Raw genomic sequence first — 18,421 nt, forward strand, 5'->3', positions numbered from 1 at the left:
GTAAAAGAGTTACCAACGTACGTTAAACAGTAACATGAGATGTATTTAAATTCAACTTAGCTGCTAAAGGTCCTGCTGTTATTGAGTGTTAAACAGTAACATGAGATGTATTTAAATTTACAATATATCTTTTTTTCTCTTACAAAACTCGTTAAACAGTAACATGAGATGTATTTAAATACAAATTTACCAATTTCAGCCATTACACGAGAAGGTGGTTAAACAGTAACATGAGATGTATTTAAATCGACAAACGGTTTATAACTCTTAAAGAAAGTAAAAGTTAAACAGTAACATGAGATGTATTTAAATGTGCTTCTCTTAATGCAATCTTCTAATATAACAGCGTTAAACAGTAACATGAGATGTATTTAAATAAATTTCGACGTATTTGTTTCTAACGAGTTAGCTTTGTTAAACAGTAACATGAGATGTATTTAAATTAACGTATAAAATACATTCCTGCACTTTTATTATTAGTTAAACAGTAACATGAGATGTATTTAAATTTTAATTTATATTTTATTTCTATATCATCACTAAAGTTAAACAGTAACATGAGATGTATTTAAATTATTATACAATATTAAATTAAATAAAAATAATTTTATAGTAAATTATATTGTAAAATTATAAATTTTAATATTCTGAATAAGACAATATATGATATACTTATATATAAATAATCAAATAAATAGGTGATATTATGAAGCTTACAGGAACTTTAATAAATTACTATTTTCATTGTAAAAGACAATGTTGGCTACTTGGCAATAGAATAAACCTAGAAGAAAATAGTGAAGATGTAAAAATAGGTAGAATTCTTCATGAGCTAAAAGAAAAAAATTCAAAACATAAAGAAATTGCAATTGAAAATATAAAGATAGATAAATTAACAAAAGAATATTTAGTAGAGATTAAAAAGTCTGATGCTGATGTAGAAGCTGTCAAATGGCAAGTTCTTTTATACTTAAAAATATTAAAAGAAAAAGGAATTGTTAGAAAAGGAAAAATTGAATTTATAGAAAAAAACAAAACCGACAAAAAAATAGTTTTTGTAGATTTGAGAGAAGAAACTGAAAAACAGCTTGTATCTATAGAAAAGGACATTGTCGATTTAATAAATAGGGATAAAGCACCATATCCAGATTTAAAAAAAGGGTGTAAAAAATGCGCTTATTATGAGTATTGTTATATATAAAATTAGATAACAACATATAAGGAGGTGTCATTATTGGGAAAGACAAAATATATTGGCTCAATGGGAGAGCTTTCAAGAAAAGACAATTCAATATGCTTTAGAAAAAATGGAAAGAATGTGTACATACCAGTAGAAAATACTAGCGAAATATTTTGTTTAAATGAAGTATCATTAAATTCTAAATTACTTGATTTTTTATCGAGAGCAAATATTGTTGTTCATTTTTTTAATTACTATGGTGGATATAGCGGAACCTTTTATCCTAAAGAATTTTTGATAAGTGGAAAGGTAACTGTAGCTCAGGTAAAAACCTTTGAGAATAGAAGAGAAGAAATAGCAAAATCTATAGTTAATGGTATAAGGATTAATACAATAAATACATTATCACATTATTATAAACATGGAAATTCAGAAATACAACCATTATTATCACATCTAAAAAAAGATTCTCTAAATAAATTAGAAAAATCGAATAATATAAAAGAAATATTATCAGTTGAAGGAGATATTTGGCAAATATTTTACTCTTCCTTTAAATATATTTTAAGAGAAGAATTTATTTTTAATAAAAGAGTTAAGAGACCACCAGATAATCCCCTAAATGCTATGATATCATTTGGAAATAGTATATTATATGCTAAAACTGTAACTGCTATATATAATACCCATCTAAATCAAAGTGTAAGTTTCTTACATGAACCAAGTGAAAGTAGATTTTCTTTAAGCTTAGACTTAAGTGAAAATTTTAAACATGCAGTAACATTTAAAACTATATTTGATTTAGTAAATAATAGAAAAATAAATGTTGAAAAACATTTTGATAAAAAATTGAATTATTGTATTTTAAATGATGAAGGAAAACAGCTTTTTATAAATTCCTTAGAAGAAAGGTTAGAATCTGTAAAAGAGCATCCAAAATTGAAAAGAAAGGTAAGTTTGAAAACATGTATAAAACTAGATGCTTATAAAATATTAAAATGTATAATGGAACAAAAAGAATTTATTCCTTATAATTTAAAATATAGTCTATAATTTTAAAAATAAATAAAATTCCTTAATGTAATAACACTAGAATTATAATAGTGATATTATTATTAAATATACATAATATACTATTATAATAGTGCAAATTAAAAGTAGAAATTCTCAGAGATAGTTGAAAATATGAAAGGAGGAAGTTCTGAAAAATAATTATAACATTTTGATTTATTGAAAGTTTATATGTTTTTCAGTTTAAGTAATATATTATATATGAAAAAGAAAAGTAATTTAAATTATAATTATGTATTTGTGGTTTATGATGTAGGAGAAAAAAGAGTAAATAAAGTTTTTAAAATATGTAAAAAGTATCTTTCACATTTCCAAAAATCAGTTTTTAGAGGAGAAATAACTCCATCTAAAATTATGAGTTTGAAACATGATTTAGAAAATATTGTAGATAAAGATAACGATTTTGTATGTATAATAAAATTAATGAATTCTAATATATTTGAAGAAGAAATAATAGGTAATAATAATAGTAATTGTGAAAATTTAATATTATAAATAATTTACTTAGTATACTCATAAAAACAAATATAATAAATTGTTAAAGGATAGTGAAATTAGACGATAGTTAAATTAAACTTGGAAATATTTATTAGTAAGGCTATGGCTGTGAGAAGCATAGTCTTATTTTTATATTTTTTAAAATCTTTTAAAAATCCTTTTTTATATTTAAACTTTCTAAATTAATATCTATAGCTATACATGTTGATTTGTTTATTTATTCTACTTTCGCTTCTAGTCTTATAATGTATTGAATTTATAAAATACAATTGGATAAATCATATCAGGTGGTCTATTTTACCATTCAAGAGTCAAATGCATAACTTTATCAGTAACTTTTAGCTAATAGTGAATGAGGCATATGATGTCTTGATATACTCTGAGTAGAAATACCTTTTATTTCTATGTCTATTTATAGAATTTTAGCATCTTTATTCTTATTGTAATAGCTATAATCATTTAAATGATTATAAAGCTCCGTTTCCAATATTTAATGAATTGTATTTGTAAATAAATCTTTTAGTATCTTTTAAATATATATTGTTGTTTTAACATCATATTGTTAAATAAGTTTTATATATTATGATTCAATTATATAAGTGAGTACCAAAATCCATTCTATATTTATTATAATAAAATTATATTTACTAAAATGAAAATTACAACAGTAGTATTGAAATATAATTACTATTATGGTAATATTTAGTTACTAAAACTATTGATGTATTATGTCAACACAAATATCAATGCATTTTACAAAATGTTTTAGTAAAGATTAATAATAGAAAGGAGAGCAACTTGTGGGATATAAAAAAATATATAGATTGCCTATTTTGGTTATTGCTTTATTGGTTACTGGTACGACAACGGCCTTTTCTCTTAATACAACCAATTCAGAACAAACAAGTGTATACTTAACAAATTCAGAAAGTACTTCAACACAGAAGGTTTTAGACATTTCAAATAGCAAAGGTATTGCCAATAATAAAAATCTTCCACTAGCCATAAACAATAGCAAAATACAGTTTGATGATAGTCCATATCATTGGCCTAGCAATGTTATAAGTGTTAAGAATAACAGTAAAAAGGCAATCATAGATTATGAAATTGTGTGTCTTGCATATGACAAAAACGGAAAACCACTTGAACTATATTGGGATGCTCAAAATGTAGCCACAAATGGAGAGGTAGGAAGTGTTGGATTTGGTACAGATGGTGTAGATTATGGTATTGTTGCAGGTATATCTCCTGTATCTAAGAAAGCATACTCACATACTTATAGAAGAGTGCAACAATCACCACCAAAAGATATAATAAGTATGTTTGAAAAACAACAAGGTAAGGCATGGGTAGAAAAATGGCTGAAAGAATGGCAACAAATAGAGAAAGAATATGCAAAGAAAAATGCAATAGTTCCAGGTAAGAATCAAAATGATGCTTCTTTATTGTTTGATAAATGGAACCAATCAACTGGAAAGCATGATGTGAAGTATATTATATCATGTGTAAAGCAAGTAACATTTACTGATGGTAGTGCATGGAAAAATTCATCATATGAGACTTGGATGAAAGATTTTCAAGGAAAATCAGTGTCAACTAATGTGTTAGAAAATTACTGTAAGTAATATTTGACACTAATAAGATAAAATCAGGTATACACTTAATTGGTGTTAAGCCAGCTAAATACTTATTGTTCCAATGGAAATAGACATTTTTACAGATGTATTTTAATTGTGAAAATGAATCTTATAGATAGATATACCATAGACAGATATACATAAGATTATAGGCATGTATCAACTTTTGATAGGTGCTTTTTTTATTGGATAAAAAAGATAATGAATGCTATTCAATTTAGAACCTATTTAAGAATATATACTATAATTCTTCCTTGTATCATAAGTATACATGTAGTAAATACTTAGAAATAGTTTGTTTTTAATAATGAATTTATAAAAAATAAACTATTAAATAGTAGAAAAATAGATAAAAATAGCAATTTTTTATCTATTTTTCCATTCTCTATAAATACTCTTAATTATATGGATATAATTCATAATAAGTTAGCAATAAATCAACCATTTTACCATAACTTTGGGTCCCTTCAGCAATTCCATTAGCTTTTAAATAAGAATTATTAAATTCATTGGAGATTTTATCAATTTTACCTTCATATCTTTGCCAAAATTCACTCTCATTTTTTAAATCCCTACGAACAGACTCTGAAATACCAGCAGAAATATCAGCATATGCCCTATAGTCAACTTTGCTTAAAGCAGAAGCAGTATAATTTAAGGCCAAAATATAACCAGAATAATTAAAATCAATATCAGGATGTTTTATAGAAGTGAGATAACCTATAAAGTTAGCTTCATCTTCACTAGCAAATCCTCTCTGATGTGCCATTTCATGACCAACTGTACAAGGAATATATAAGTCAGGGATTGCAATATTAATATTTGCCTCACCTGTAAAGGGAAAGTATATACCAGTTATTCCTGTATAACACATAAGATGTGATGAAATAACATACTTTGGCTTAGAGTAACTACCACTAACACTAGGTAAAATATATGAAATTTTATCATATCCTAATTGAGCTCTATTTATGACACCTTTATAATCTGTATTAGATTTTACGACACCATTTTTATCTTGTAGTGTAAGTTTTCTAGTTTCATTTGCTTTAGCTACCAAAAATTTATATAACTCAGAAAGTTCTTTAGTACTATGTTGCTTTGATTGGACAGAACTGTTGTTTTTTAAATTGTATTGGTTGATAAGGGTGTTCTCGAGTGGAACTCTATTGTAGTTTATACCCCAAAGTACTACAAAAAGAAAATAAACTATTGATAAAATGGATAATATATTTAAAATAGAATTCTTTAAAAATGTCTTTAAATTTCTATTCTTTTTAAAAATTGTAAATACAATAGAACATAAAAATAAAAAAATAGATATAACTATTATGTACATTGTAATTTCGTAGATAGAAAATGGAAATATTCCTGAAACTTTACTTAATAGCTGTATAACTTTTTTATCTATGGCTTGAGAATAATATTTTTCAACAATATGTGGAATTTTACTTGCTATGAAATTTAAAAACAAAGCAATAGGAAAAAGGATTAAAGAAAAATATTTTATTTTTTTACTCATATTTCACCTCGCAGACTTTAATTTATATAAATATATTATATATCAATTAAAGTTAGATTGTAAAATAGGTATAGTTATTTATATTTATGACTTTATACTAAATAAATGATAAGTTATAATATTCATATGAATAAACAATTTATGTATAACTAATAATAATTAAAAATAACAATTGTATAAGGAGTAAAAAATATTATGATAATAAGGCTTACTAAAGATAATTTTAATTTTAGATTTAAACAATATGAAGGGATGTTTTTTCATGCTGAAGTAAACGAAGGAGAAGAATCAATTAAATACAAAATAACTAAAGATAAAGATGGCACTGAACTAAAAGAGTTTGGAAGTACACATATAAAGGATAATATGATATATATACCTCAAATAGAAGCATACATAGATTTAAACAGTATAAAATAAAGATTGTAGGTATTAATTTAAAAAGAGGGTTATGTTTAGGGGGGAATACAGTATGAGTAAAGCATTAGACATAGTAATAAGACCAGTAAGAAGGGAAGACGCACAATCGATTAATGAAATGAGAAGAGCATATAATGTTATGAGAAATACACTAGCATTAATGAGTGATAGGCTGGATAGAACTATAGCTATGCTAGATTCTCTAGGTGAAAATGATTATATGTTTGTGGCTGAAATTGATAATGATGGAGAAAAAAATGTAATAGGTTTTGCTGGTTTACATGTGAATCCATCTCCAAGATTAAGACATAGTGCAGAACTAGGAATAACTGTTGATGAAAAGTATCATGGTATAGGAGTAGGTCAAAAGCTTATGGAACAACTTTTAGACATAGCAGACAATTGGATTAAGTTGATGAGAGTAGGGTTAGAAGTAATTGTAGACAATGAAAAGGGATTAAACTTATACAAAAAACTGGGATTTGAAATAGAAGGAACTAAAAAATATGCTGTAATTAGAGATGGAAAATTTGAAGATGTTTATATCATGGGAAGATATAATAAAGATTTAATTTAACTCATTCCAATAAAAATAGAGAAGTAGAATAGATTATCTATTAATAAAGAATTTTCATTAAAGATAATTTAATATTACTTCTCTATTATATTTTAAAAACTTTATTATCGAAAATTTATAAAAACATTCTATATACAAATAGAATTATTAGCAATATCAAAGCTACCTTAAAAGCTAGACTAGCAACAGTTTTTATAATTTTTACAGAAACGCCTATAGCAACTATAGCAAATACTATTTTAAAGAGTAAATCTATATCCATATTTAAGCCTCCTATTCTATCATACATATAGATATTATTGACAAATATCTAGGAAAAAATTCCATCAATACACTATAATAAATTGTTTATATTTGTAATTTATTGAGTCTATTATTATATAATACATAAAAGAATAAATCAAGATAGTAAAAAAATACTTATAAAAGGTATTGATATAACTGAAAATAATGTCGTAAAAAATACACATTGTGAGGCTAGTGTTACATTAGAATCATATTGATTAGCAAATATAGCAGTATTTGCAGCAGCAGGCATAGAAGAAATTACTACTGGTATAGCTAAAATCATTTTATCATTAACCCACCCTTTTAGAATAAAGTATATAATCACAGGAAGTACTAATAATCTTACAATAGTAACTAGATATAATCTTTTATTTACAAAACAATCTATTGCTGAAGAATTAGCAAGCAAACTACCAATAATAATCATAGATATTGGTGTAGTCATATCTCCTAACATCTTAAGTGGATCATTTATAAACTGAGGTAATCTAAGACCTGTTATAAATAAAAATAAACCAATAACTACTGCTATTGTAGCAGGGCTTATAAGTGATTTCATTGAAAATCCTTTAGTGGTACTACCTTTAGATAACAAGTAAATTCCCAAAGTAAAAGAAAACAAGTTAAATGGTAGATTAAAAATAGCGGTGTAGAATATAGCTTCATGGCCTAGAACTGCTTCAATTACAGGATAACCCATGAAAGCTACATTTGAAAAAACAACTATATACTGATATATCCCCAGGTCTTTTGTATCTTCACATTTTAAAATGTATTTTAACAAAAAAGCAATTATAATAGAAACTATATACATAACTAAGGATATAAATAATAATAGTAGTATTTTTTGTATCATTTTATTATCAAAGTTAATCTGCATAGAACTAATTATCATAGATGGTAAAAAAATAGTCATTGTCAAATTTGAAAGTTTAGATGTACAGTGTTCATCTAATAAGTTGAATTTTCTGACAAAGTATCCTACTAAAATAATTATAAATAAAACTGCAACTTGAACAAAAATATTGCTGAAATTCATAAAATGTCCCCCCTATATATACATTATATACCAACTCAATAATAAAATCTAATGATTATAAAATTTAAAATTCAATATTACAATATAGTGACAAAAGGTAAAAATTCAATATTATAGCATTAATTATGGTTTATAATGTATAATAATGTTTGAGAGAATATATTTTATAAAATGGGTAGGTAGCGAATAATGAAAAACACAAAATTTTCTATAAGAAAAATAAAAAATATATCTAGTGACCCCAAAGTTATACATACTAAGGGAGCTCTTTTTGAAAAAATGGGAAAGACAGAAAGTGCAATAGAATTATATAAAAGTGCAGCATTAGATAATTATGTAAAATCTCAATATACTTTGGGAAATATATATGAAAATAAAAAGCAATTTAAAGAAGCAGAAAAATGGTATTCAATGGCATATAAGAATGGAAGTGAAGATGCTGCATTTGATTTGGGTAATATGTATTATAGATTAGATGGATATGAGTATGCTATATACTGGTATGAGAAAATAGCTACTATAGGATATTTACAAGCACAAAATAATTTAGGTGTATGCCATTTTAAAATGAAAGATTTTATAAGATGCGAAAAGTGGTTAAAAGAAGCAGCAGATAATAATCTAGGTAAGGCTTGTTTTAATCTAGGAGTATTGTATACATTTTTAGAAAAAGAAGATGAGGCATATGAATATTATAAAAAAGGTTCTGTACTTTTAGATGATGATGCGAAGTATAATCTAGCAATACTAAATGGAAAGAAGAAGGACAATAAATCTACAGTAAGTCTATATAAGCAATTGTATAAGTCTGGTCATATGAAAGGTTGTTTTAACTTGGGTATGATTATGGAAATCAATGATAATTTGGAAGAAGCAGAGAGATATTATAAAAAGAGCGCAGATAGAGAAGATGTAAAATCTGAGTATAGACTTGCATATGTATATGATAGAAAAGAAGAATTAGGAGACGCAATTTATTATTATGAAAAAGCAATAGAAAAAAATCACACACTTTCTAAATATAGACTTGCAAATTTATATAATAGAGAGAATGAGATAGAAAAAGCAAAGACTTATTATAAAATGGCAGCAGAAGATGATATAACAGAAGCTAAAAACAATCTAGCAGGTATATATTTTGAAGAAAAAGATTATGAAAATGCTATAAAGTACTATGAAGATGCTATAGCTGTTGGATGTAAAAGTTCTCTTGAGAATCTTGGAGACTTATATTATCAAAATCAAGATATAGAAAAAGCAGTTTCATATTATTCTAGAATTCCAAATAATGTATCGTGTCAAATAAAATTAGGGAATATATATGAAGATTTAAATAACATAGAAGAAGCTATAAGTTGGTATAAAAAAGCATCTGAAAATGGAGATACCAAATCTAGCTATAGATTGGGATGTATATATGAGAATTTAGGAAATACAAAAAATGCTAGAAAGTATTTTGAGATGGCAAGTAGTAAAAATCATATGAATGCGCGTATACATTTAGGTAGAATTTATTTTAGAGAAGGAAAACTAGAAGAATCTAAAATGATGCTTGACACACCTGCTAATGAAAATAATATATATGCTCAACACATGGTAGGACTTATTTATGATATGTTTTACAAAGATTATGTTAATTCCAAATACTGGTATGAGAAGGCTAGAGCACAAGGTTGTGTTGAATCAATATATAATTTAGGGCAAATTTATTTAAAATTAAATGATGATGCAGAAGCTGAAAAATATTATAAAGAAGGTATTAAATTTGGGAGTAAGAAGTGTGAATATATGCTTGCAGGACTTTACTACAAAAAAAGTTTAGATATGTATATTTCTCTAGCAGATGAAGAATATGATAACTGTGGAGAAATAGTAGAAGATTTCCCTAAACTAAATATAAACTTTGATGAAATATTAATTCCACCATTTAAATTACAGGAAGAAATACTTGATGAAGAAGAGTATGTTCCAATTTATATATTGAACATAAAAGAAAGTTTAGACTCAATGTTGGAAGGTCTTGAAACTGAAATGAGTATAGATGAAGAATATGATAATTAAAAAACCTGATAAAAAGAGTATTTTTAAACTAAATAAAAGCCATTGGAGTAAATGTAAATTAATTAACTCTAATGGCTTTTTCTTATTAATATTTTATAATAGCTTGTTTCTTGACATAAAAAATGTAATTATTATGCATATTATAGAAGTAATGAGCATAATTATCCAAAATCCATTTGGGTTATCAGAAAATGGCATATTGATAACATTCATACCAAAGAATCCTGATATTATTGTAGGTATTGAGAAAATTAGTGTAACTACTGTTAAAAATTGCATAACATTATTTTGATTATTACTTATAATTGCACTGAAAGCATCCATAATTCTACTCAATATATCTCCATAGATTTTAGCCATATCAAGAGCCTGTCTATTTTCGACTATAACATCTTCTAAGAGGTCTTCATCATCTGGATATTTCTTTATACCAGCAGTTCTAACCATCTTGTTTAAGACCAATTCATTGGATTTTAAAGAGGTAGAGAAGTATACCAAAGACTTTTCTAATTCCAATAGTTGTACTAGTTCTTTATTTTTCATAGATTTGTAAATTTCTCGCTCTATTATGATTGTCATTTTATTTATTTTTCTTAAGTAATGCAAGTAATAAGCTGCATTTTTATGAAGAATTTGAAGCAAGAAGCGAGTTTTTTTAAATGTAAAAAAATCTTTAATATGACCAACTATAAAGTCATTTAAAATCTTAGTTTGTGCATTACAAACTGTTATAATAGCTTCTTGAGTTATTATAATACCTAAGGGTATTGTAGTATAATGAGAAGAATTAGAGTCACTTTCGTCTACTGGTATATCTATAAGTATAAGAGTATGATTGTCTTCAACATCTATTCTTGAGCGCTCTTCTTCATCTAGTGCAGATTCTATGCTTTCTACATCTATATTTAATAAATTAGAAATTTCGTTGATTTCACTATGATTAGGTTCAACAAGATTTATCCAACAGCCATCTTCAAAAAAACTAAGTTTCTCTAATTTTGAATCTATAGTTTTGTAATATCTTATCATGGCAACACATCCTTTATTCAGTTTTATATAAATCTCATCATTTAATAGTATCTATTAATTAACTAATTTATATAACTGAATATCTGTATTAGTTTTAAAGTTAGATATTATTAAGTGATGAAATTGTAAAAAATTCTCTCCGCAACGGACTAGTATCCATTGCTCATCACTCTCCTTATTTATTATTTTATACATGCCTATATACAAAAGAAGTATTTTAAGCACTCTTTAATATAATACCTTTTCCAGGTATATAAATCAAGTTTTGATTTAGTTAAATGATATTTTTGTCATAATTTACATGTAAAACATAACAGTCATATTTAACTTAGATAAAGTATATATATACTCTGAGTGAAAATATTAAATATATTAGAAAATGAATAGGTATCTATATCCTTACTCCTTTATAATATGTTTAATAAAAAATACTTTGTTTTTCAAAGTAAATTCTAGTAATAATTTATGATGAAAATAAAAGTATTATCAATATAATAGAATGAGAGGTTATTAGAGGTATGAGTGAATTTAAAGAGATTATGTCAGAAGAAATTAAAAGTAATCCATTTAAGTTGATAGGTAAAGACTGGACATTGATAACAGCTGAAAAAGAAGGTAAAGTAAATACAATGACTGCTAGTTGGGGTGGACTTGGAGTTATGTGGGGAAAAAATGTTGCTTTTGTAGTAATAAGACCACAACGTTATACTAAAGAATTTATAGATAATACAGATACATTTTCTCTTACTTTTTTTGATGAAGATTTTCGTGAAGAACTTTCTTATTGTGGTAAAGTATCTGGTAGGGGAGAGGATAAAATATCTAAAATAGGATTTAATATAGAATATTTGAATGATACACCTTATTTTAAAGAGGCAAAGTTGGCTATTATATGTAAAAAAATGCACTGCCAAAAAATTGACCCACAATGTTTTATTGATGAAGAGATAGATGGAAGATGGTATCCACAAAAAGATTATCACACTCTATATGTAGCTGAGATAACAAATGTACTTGTAAAAGAAGATTAAATAATATGCAATGATAGGGTTATATCAGTAAGCAGTATTATAGAAAGCAAAGAAAATTTAATTATGATATATAAGTGATTGAGTTTTTATACATGAAATTTTCTACAATTGATTGGAAAATAAATTAAGTAAGAGCAAGTGAAATTTTGAAATATACTATTAATAATGGTGTAAATTATATTTATATAGTATCTTAATAAAAATAAAGATGAGAATATAAATAAGCTAAGGATATAAATATGTTAATATAGATTGATTAGTAACATATTTAAAAATCCTTAGCTTAATAAAAATTTAATTTGTAAATTTTAAAATTATAATTCAGAAATTAATTCATTGATAACATCTTCAACAGAACTTAACTTATCAATTTTATACGCATTATTGCCACAGAATAAAAGTGAATTTTCCACATCTCCTTTAACAGCATTAATTAATGCTTGAGAAATACAGTATGGTGTTTCTTTTGGATTGCAAGGAATCAAACAGTTGTAACATTTTTTTATCTCTGGACGATTAGTTTTAACATCTTCTATAAATTTATTTCTTATAGCACGTCCAGGAAGACCTACAGGGCTTTTAACTATGTGTACATCTTCTTCTGTAGCATTTATATACGCCATTTTAAAGTTTTCATGTGCATCACACTCATAAGTAGCAACAAATCTCGTACCAACTTGTACACCACTTGCTCCCATATCAATATATTTTTTTACATCACTACTAGAAGTTATGCCACCAGCAGCAACAACTGGAATGTTCTTGCCAAATTTTTCTCCATAATTATTTGCAACTTTTAATATCTCAACAAATTCTTTATCATAGTCTATAGAATCTATGTTATCAAGCTCCTCATTAGAGTATCCAAGATGACCACCAGCTTTTGGACCTTCAACAACTATTAAGTCAGCAGTAGTTTTCTCTTTTCTATCCCACATTTTTAAGATTACACTAGCAGCTTTTGCAGTAGAAACTATAGGTGCTATTTTTACATTACTTCCTTTTACTAAAGATGGTAGTTTATTAGGAAGTCCAGCCCCTGATATTATAAGGTCTACACCAGCTTTAACAGCTTCTTTTACATATGTTTCATATTCTTTCATAGCGACCATGAAATTAATGCCAATAATGCCACCATTTGAAATTTCTTTTGCTCTGGAAATATGTTTTTTTATAGCTCTTAAATTTGCATTTATAGTGTTAGTCTCAAAATCTTCCTCATCATAACCAATTTGAACTCCAGAAACTACACCAACACCACCAAGCTTAGCAACAGCACCAGCAAGTGATGATCTAGATATACCAACGCCCATTCCACCTTGAATTATAGGAACTTTTGCAACTAAATCTCCAATTATTAACTCTTTTATGATAATCCCTCCTCAATGTAAACATGTTTAAAGAACTAGATTATAATACTTAATATTATTACCTAGTCCTAATTATTATACTACAAATTATAATAAAAGAGTAGTTATATTTTATATGTGAGACAATAATTATAGAATATTTAAAACTGCTCCTTTAGAATCACAACACAACTCTTTTATTTCCCAATTAGATTTTAAGTTTGATAGATAATCTCTCATATTATACACGAAATTATCATCATTTTCTTTTATTAAAGCCATTATAGTAGGCCCAGCTCCACTTAAGAATACGCCAATACTATTTAATTGTTCAGATTTTTTAACAATATCACTGTAGTTTTCAATTAAAGTACCCCTATAATCTTGATGCAATTTATCTTGACAAGCTACTTTAAGAAGCTCAAAGTTTTTGTTTAACAGTGCAGACACAAGTAAAGCGACTCTACTAACATTAAACACTCCATCAGAATATGGTATTTCTTTTGGTAAAACACCTCTAGCTTTTTCAGTTGACAGTTTGAAATTAGGTATCATTGCACAAAATTTGAGTTCATTAGGGATTTCTATAATATCGTAGTGTATATTGTCATTATCAGTAACAGAAACAACCATATTACCTAAAATAGCAGGAGCAACATTATCTGGATGTCCCTCTATTTCTGAAGCTATATTTAACAACTGGCATTTATCTAAATTAGCATTTGATAGAGCATTTGCAGCTATAACGCCAGCAACTATACAAGAGGCACTACTACCAAGACCTCTACATATAGGGACATCACTTTGGATTTTTATTTTGATACCAGTAGGTATTTTAGCTGGCTTAACTCTATCAAAGAAGTATTTCATAGATGTATAAACTAAATTATTTTCATTTTTGTAGGCATCTTCGCAACCTTCTATTTCAAGACCACTTTCAATTTCTTCAACATAAAATTTATTATATATATTTAAAGCAATTCCAAGACAATCAAATCCTGGACCTATATTTGCACTTGTTGCAGGAACTATAATTTCTAACATAATAATCACCTATACCTTTAAGAATTTTTCTATAGCTATTTTTAATTCATCCTTTTCATAAATATCTTTATGTAGTATTTCTGCATTTTGAAGATTTCTAATAGGTTTTGGTATATCTACCTTAGCAATATTTGATAATCTATCTATTATGGCAAAATCATCAAGATTTCCAAAATTGGAGTCTATAGATTTTAAAACATCTTCAGAAAACTTAAATGGGCTTGCAGTACTTACAACAACAGTTTTTGTATCATCAGAAGTTTCTTTTTTGTATTTTTCATAACAATTATATGCAACAGCAGTATGAGTATCGATTAAATAATTGTAATTTTTAAAAATATTATTTATCGTGTTTTTAACTTCTTCCTCATTAGAATATTCACCATAGAATGAAGCCAGATTCTTTTTCATATCTTCATTTATTTTATAAACTCCATCTTCACTAAGATTAGATAGAAGTCTGCTTACAGTTTCAGTATTTCTATTTGATATTTCAAATAATAATCTTTCTAAATTACTTGAAATTAATATATCCATAGAAGGTGAAGAAGTCAATTTCAATGCTCTATTTTTATCATATATACCAGTTTTAAAGAAGTCATAAAGTACATTGTTGTCATTTGATGCACATATCAATTTATTTATTGGAAGTCCCATTTGTTTAGCATAATATCCAGCTAAAATATTACCAAAGTTACCAGTTGGGACTACAAAATTTATTTTGTCATTTAACTTTATTTCATCACTATCTACCAATTTCATATATGAATAAAAATAGTATGCAACTTGAGGAAGAAGTCTTCCTATGTTAATTGAATTAGCAGAAGATAAGATATAATTACTATCTAATAGTTTTTCATTAAATTCCTTATTAGAGAAAATTTTCTTTACACCAGATTGTGCATCGTCAAAATTTCCTTTTATACCAACTACATATGTATTTTTTCCAGTTTGAGTCTTCATCTGAAGTTTTTGCACTGCACTTACACCATCTTCTGGAAAGAATACAATTATTTTTATCTTGTCTATATCTTTAAAACCTTCAAGTGCTGCTTTTCCTGTATCTCCAGATGTAGCAGTAAGAATTACAACATCTTTTTCTAAATTATCTTTTTTAATAGATGTTTTAAGAAGGTGAGGCATTATAGTAAGTGCCATATCCTTAAATGCTAAAGTTGGACCATGATATAATTCTAAGAAATAAGCATCATTTACTTTATTTAATGGAGCTATACTAGTGCAATCAAATTTTTCGTCATATGCATTTGTTATACAATCTTTAATCTCAGATTCAGTAAAATCGCATAAAAATTTACTAAGTACAAAAAATGCTATTTGGGAATACGTTAAATTTATTAAATCTATAAGTTCATTTTTTACATTTGGAAATTCACTTGGAACATAAAGACCACCATCGTTTGAAATTCCTTTTATTATTGCTTGTGATGCAGTTACTTTTTCTTTGGTGCCTCTTGTACTTGAATAATACATTTCTATAATCCTCCATATATTTTAAATTTTTAATTAGCTAATTAAACTAGATACAGAATATTTTAAAAACTGAATTTAGGTAATAAAAAAAGACCCTCATCCCTAAAAAAGGGACGAGAATCTGTTTCCCGCGGTTCCACCCAAATTGATTTTAAAAAATCCACTTGATACTTTAACGTAAGTAGTAAAACGTCTATTCTTACTAAAATCATAAGATAACTTCAGATAGAAGCTCATAGGTAGTTTTCAATCTTTCTAGTTAAAGAAACTTTTCAGCTAATAGTTTCCTTCTCTGGTAACCGATTCAGATTTACTCTTCCTAATCAAAGCCTTTCAATATTCTTAATATTATTAATTATTCTAGAATATAAAACAGACAAAGTCAAGTATTAATATAAAAATTTGGGAAAAATATTTTTTGAAATGTAAAAAAACTGTAATCAAATTGACTTATATACAGAATATTTTTTTAACCTTTTTAAATCTATAAAAACTTGAATTTTCATAGAAATGAAGTGGATTTTAATAAAAATTAATTAGAAGATAAGAGTTACATATCTGTAATATTAAAATTTTATGCTACACCATATTACAAAAAAAGTTTACAAAACTTTAATTTGAAAAATGTAATTATATGGTATATCATATAAATATAGATAAATAGCGTTAATATTTAAACGATTAATTGTACTTGAATTAATAAAAGTATATAATTCTTAATTTGAAAAAAATACTATTGTAAAATTACAAATATGTTCAAATTAAATTCACAAGTATTTCACATAATAAGAGTATACTGTAAACAAAAGGAGGTATTAAATATGGGAATAGTACTTATAACAGCAGCATTAGTTTTGGTTATGTATGGACTTTCAATTCTATCATATATATCAGAAAGCAATATATTAGAAGACACTGTAAATGATAACCAATAAGGTTTTAAATTATATAAATAAGTAGAACTGTAAGTAAAAATTACTTTTTATTTACAGTTTTTTTATATATTTATTAAATAAAGTTAACATATAAATAAATAAAGTTAAAATGTAAAAAATAATACTTTATTTATAGCTATCAGTTTTTAAATTAATCCTTTCTATAAACTAACAAAAATAATGTTTTGTTTATAGTATATATGGATAATAATAGTAAAGTATAAGAATAATGAGAATAATATATAAGAAATAATAATATAAAGAGAGGTAAATTGTCATGGTAGATATTATTGTAATTGGTGCTGGACCAGCAGGTTTAACTTCAGCAATTTATGCTATGAGAGCTGGTTTAAGTGTAACAGTCTTTGAAAAAAGTATTTATGGAGGTCAAGTTGCAAGTACATCTGAGGTAGAAAATTATCCAGCAGTTCAAAAAATTTCTGGTATAGAGTTTTCTACTAACATATATAATCAAGCAGTCGATCAGGGTGTTGATATTCAGTTTGATGAAGTAGAAAGGATAAGTTTAGAAGGTAAAGTAAAAATTGTTAAAACAGCATCAGGAGAACATAAAGCAAAGGCTGTTATCCTCGCAAATGGAGTCGAAAGACGTAAATTAGGATGTGTTGGAGAAAAAGAGTTTACAGGTAGAGGAGTATCTTATTGTGCAACATGTGATGGAGCCTTTTTTAAGAATAAAGAAGTTGCAATAGTTGGTGGAGGAAATACTGCATTAGAAGATGCTTTATTTTTAGCTAATAATTGTACAAAAGTGTACTTAATTCACAGAAGAGATGATTTTAGAGGTGAAGAAGTATTAGAAAAGTCAGTAAAGGCAAGAAAAAATATTGAGATACTTTATAGTCATGGTGTAGAAAAAATAGAAGGTGAAAAGACAGTATCAAGAATAGAAGTAAAAGACTTAAAAACTGAGGAGAAAAGAACTATAGATGTAAGTGGTATTTTCATTGCTATAGGACTTAAACCTAACAATAAAATGTTTGAAAATGTACTTGAGTTAGATGAAGGTGGGTATATAGTTTCAGATGAGTCTTGCACAACATCAGTTGAAGGTGTATATGTAGCAGGAGATAATAGAACGAAGTTTTTACGTCAAATAATAACAGCAGCTTCAGATGGTGCTATCGCAGCTGTTCAAGCAGCTAATTATATAAATGTTGAATAAATATAACTCTTAAATAAAAATAGCCATATAACACTATAAAGAAAATATATCTTTAAGTATTAT

16 protein-coding genes, 1 CRISPR repeat array and 1 other annotated feature (1 of these 18 only partly in view) are annotated in these 18,421 nt (G+C 26.2%); of the genes, 9 read left to right on the forward strand and 7 right to left on the reverse strand.

Features of this window, described 5'->3' with window-relative positions:
* A CRISPR array of direct repeats spans positions 1–574; the repeat unit is 30 nt; unit sequence GTTAAACAGTAACATGAGATGTATTTAAAT (it extends 1,369 nt beyond the left edge of the window).
* Positions 575–706: 132 nt separating this feature from the next.
* The 4 genes from cas4 to JJC01_09100 all read left to right on the forward strand — a co-directional run bounded on the left by cas4 (position 707) and on the right by JJC01_09100 (position 4,374).
* Positions 707–1,201, forward strand: coding sequence for a CRISPR-associated protein Cas4 (gene cas4 / locus JJC01_09085; GenBank protein UDN59996.1), 495 nt, complete (start codon positions 707–709; stop codon positions 1,199–1,201).
* A gap of 33 nt (positions 1,202–1,234) precedes the next feature.
* Positions 1,235–2,233: a type I-B CRISPR-associated endonuclease Cas1 gene (gene cas1b, locus JJC01_09090; protein UDN59997.1), complete on the forward strand. Its 999-nt coding sequence runs from the start codon at positions 1,235–1,237 to the stop codon at positions 2,231–2,233.
* 219 nt (positions 2,234–2,452) lie between these two features.
* Positions 2,453–2,746: a CRISPR-associated endonuclease Cas2 gene (cas2, locus tag JJC01_09095; GenBank protein UDN59998.1), complete on the forward strand. Its 294-nt coding sequence runs from the start codon at positions 2,453–2,455 to the stop codon at positions 2,744–2,746.
* 803 nt (positions 2,747–3,549) lie between these two features.
* On the forward strand, positions 3,550–4,374 hold the full coding sequence (locus JJC01_09100; protein ID UDN59999.1) for a hypothetical protein: 825 nt from the start codon (positions 3,550–3,552) through the stop codon (positions 4,372–4,374).
* A gap of 409 nt (positions 4,375–4,783) precedes the next feature.
* Here the strand turns inward: JJC01_09100 and JJC01_09105 are convergent, their stop codons facing one another.
* Positions 4,784–5,908 carry a DUF3810 domain-containing protein gene (locus tag JJC01_09105; GenBank protein ID UDN60000.1) on the reverse strand — a complete coding sequence of 375 codons (1,125 nt, stop codon included), beginning with the start codon at positions 5,906–5,908 and terminating at the stop codon, positions 4,784–4,786.
* A 195-nt stretch (positions 5,909–6,103) separates the two neighbouring features.
* On the opposite strand from JJC01_09105, the gene JJC01_09110 reads away from it, so the two are divergent.
* Both JJC01_09110 and JJC01_09115 read left to right on the forward strand, forming a co-directional pair.
* Positions 6,104–6,328: a hypothetical protein gene (locus tag JJC01_09110; protein ID UDN60001.1), complete on the forward strand. Its 225-nt coding sequence runs from the start codon at positions 6,104–6,106 to the stop codon at positions 6,326–6,328.
* Between the two features lie 52 nt (positions 6,329–6,380).
* Positions 6,381–6,905, forward strand: a complete 525-nt coding sequence (locus JJC01_09115) for a GNAT family N-acetyltransferase (GenBank protein ID UDN60002.1) — start codon at positions 6,381–6,383, stop codon at positions 6,903–6,905.
* A gap of 115 nt (positions 6,906–7,020) precedes the next feature.
* Here JJC01_09115 and JJC01_09120 read toward each other — a convergent pair whose 3' ends face one another.
* Entirely contained in the window at positions 7,021–7,167 is a 147-nt protein-coding gene (locus JJC01_09120; GenBank protein UDN60003.1) for a hypothetical protein, read from the reverse strand.
* Positions 7,168–7,305: 138 nt separating this feature from the next.
* The gene (locus JJC01_09125) at positions 7,306–8,232 is read right to left on the reverse strand and encodes an AEC family transporter (protein UDN60004.1); all 927 of its coding nucleotides are present in this window, start codon (positions 8,230–8,232) and stop codon (positions 7,306–7,308) included.
* A 189-nt stretch (positions 8,233–8,421) separates the two neighbouring features.
* Between JJC01_09125 and JJC01_09130 the strand changes: the two genes are divergently transcribed.
* The gene (locus tag JJC01_09130) at positions 8,422–10,293 is read left to right on the forward strand and encodes a sel1 repeat family protein (protein ID UDN60005.1); all 1,872 of its coding nucleotides are present in this window, start codon (positions 8,422–8,424) and stop codon (positions 10,291–10,293) included.
* A 93-nt stretch (positions 10,294–10,386) separates the two neighbouring features.
* Here the strand turns inward: JJC01_09130 and JJC01_09135 are convergent, their stop codons facing one another.
* Complete coding sequence (locus JJC01_09135) at positions 10,387–11,322, reverse strand: magnesium transporter CorA family protein (protein ID UDN60006.1); 936 nt, start codon at positions 11,320–11,322, stop codon at positions 10,387–10,389.
* Positions 11,323–11,840: 518 nt separating this feature from the next.
* Between JJC01_09135 and JJC01_09140 the strand changes: the two genes are divergently transcribed.
* Complete coding sequence (locus JJC01_09140; protein ID UDN60007.1) at positions 11,841–12,353, forward strand: flavin reductase family protein; 513 nt, start codon at positions 11,841–11,843, stop codon at positions 12,351–12,353.
* A gap of 314 nt (positions 12,354–12,667) precedes the next feature.
* Here JJC01_09140 and JJC01_09145 read toward each other — a convergent pair whose 3' ends face one another.
* From JJC01_09145 to JJC01_09155, 3 genes are all read right to left on the reverse strand, one after another.
* On the reverse strand, positions 12,668–13,729 hold the full coding sequence (locus JJC01_09145) for a nitronate monooxygenase (protein ID UDN60152.1): 1,062 nt from the start codon (positions 13,727–13,729) through the stop codon (positions 12,668–12,670).
* 123 nt (positions 13,730–13,852) lie between these two features.
* A complete protein-coding gene (locus JJC01_09150) occupies positions 13,853–14,746 on the reverse strand; it encodes a homoserine kinase (GenBank protein UDN60008.1) in 894 nt (297 codons plus the stop codon).
* A 9-nt stretch (positions 14,747–14,755) separates the two neighbouring features.
* Positions 14,756–16,237, reverse strand: coding sequence for a threonine synthase (locus JJC01_09155; protein UDN60009.1), 1,482 nt, complete (start codon positions 16,235–16,237; stop codon positions 14,756–14,758).
* A gap of 106 nt (positions 16,238–16,343) precedes the next feature.
* Positions 16,344–16,573, reverse strand: a binding site (T-box leader).
* A gap of 876 nt (positions 16,574–17,449) precedes the next feature.
* Between JJC01_09155 and trxB the strand changes: the two genes are divergently transcribed.
* Positions 17,450–18,358 carry a thioredoxin-disulfide reductase gene (gene trxB / locus JJC01_09160; protein ID UDN60010.1) on the forward strand — a complete coding sequence of 303 codons (909 nt, stop codon included), beginning with the start codon at positions 17,450–17,452 and terminating at the stop codon, positions 18,356–18,358.
* Positions 18,359–18,421 lie beyond the last annotated feature (63 nt).

This window comes from Clostridioides sp. ES-S-0010-02 (assembly GCA_020641055.1).
In the GTDB taxonomy this organism is placed as follows: domain Bacteria; phylum Bacillota; class Clostridia; order Peptostreptococcales; family Peptostreptococcaceae; genus Clostridioides.

What these genes read in the sequence shown, in the direction of transcription:
- cas4 (UDN59996.1), top strand. Translation starts at nt 707, where the DNA reads ATGAAGCTTACAGGAACTTTAATAAATTACTATTTTCATTGTAAAAGA.
- cas2 (UDN59998.1), top strand. Translation starts at nt 2,453, where the DNA reads ATGAAAAAGAAAAGTAATTTAAATTATAATTATGTATTTGTGGTTTAT.
- JJC01_09105 (UDN60000.1), bottom strand. Translation starts at nt 5,908, where the DNA reads ATGAGTAAAAAAATAAAATATTTTTCTTTAATCCTTTTTCCTATTGCT.
- JJC01_09110 (UDN60001.1), top strand. Translation starts at nt 6,104, where the DNA reads ATGATAATAAGGCTTACTAAAGATAATTTTAATTTTAGATTTAAACAA.
- JJC01_09115 (UDN60002.1), top strand. Translation starts at nt 6,381, where the DNA reads ATGAGTAAAGCATTAGACATAGTAATAAGACCAGTAAGAAGGGAAGAC.
- JJC01_09120 (UDN60003.1), bottom strand. Translation starts at nt 7,167, where the DNA reads ATGGATATAGATTTACTCTTTAAAATAGTATTTGCTATAGTTGCTATA.
- JJC01_09125 (UDN60004.1), bottom strand. Translation starts at nt 8,232, where the DNA reads ATGAATTTCAGCAATATTTTTGTTCAAGTTGCAGTTTTATTTATAATT.
- JJC01_09130 (UDN60005.1), top strand. Translation starts at nt 8,422, where the DNA reads ATGAAAAACACAAAATTTTCTATAAGAAAAATAAAAAATATATCTAGT.
- JJC01_09135 (UDN60006.1), bottom strand. Translation starts at nt 11,322, where the DNA reads ATGATAAGATATTACAAAACTATAGATTCAAAATTAGAGAAACTTAGT.
- JJC01_09140 (UDN60007.1), top strand. Translation starts at nt 11,841, where the DNA reads ATGAGTGAATTTAAAGAGATTATGTCAGAAGAAATTAAAAGTAATCCA.
- JJC01_09150 (UDN60008.1), bottom strand. Translation starts at nt 14,746, where the DNA reads ATGTTAGAAATTATAGTTCCTGCAACAAGTGCAAATATAGGTCCAGGA.
- JJC01_09155 (UDN60009.1), bottom strand. Translation starts at nt 16,237, where the DNA reads ATGTATTATTCAAGTACAAGAGGCACCAAAGAAAAAGTAACTGCATCA.
- trxB (UDN60010.1), top strand. Translation starts at nt 17,450, where the DNA reads ATGGTAGATATTATTGTAATTGGTGCTGGACCAGCAGGTTTAACTTCA.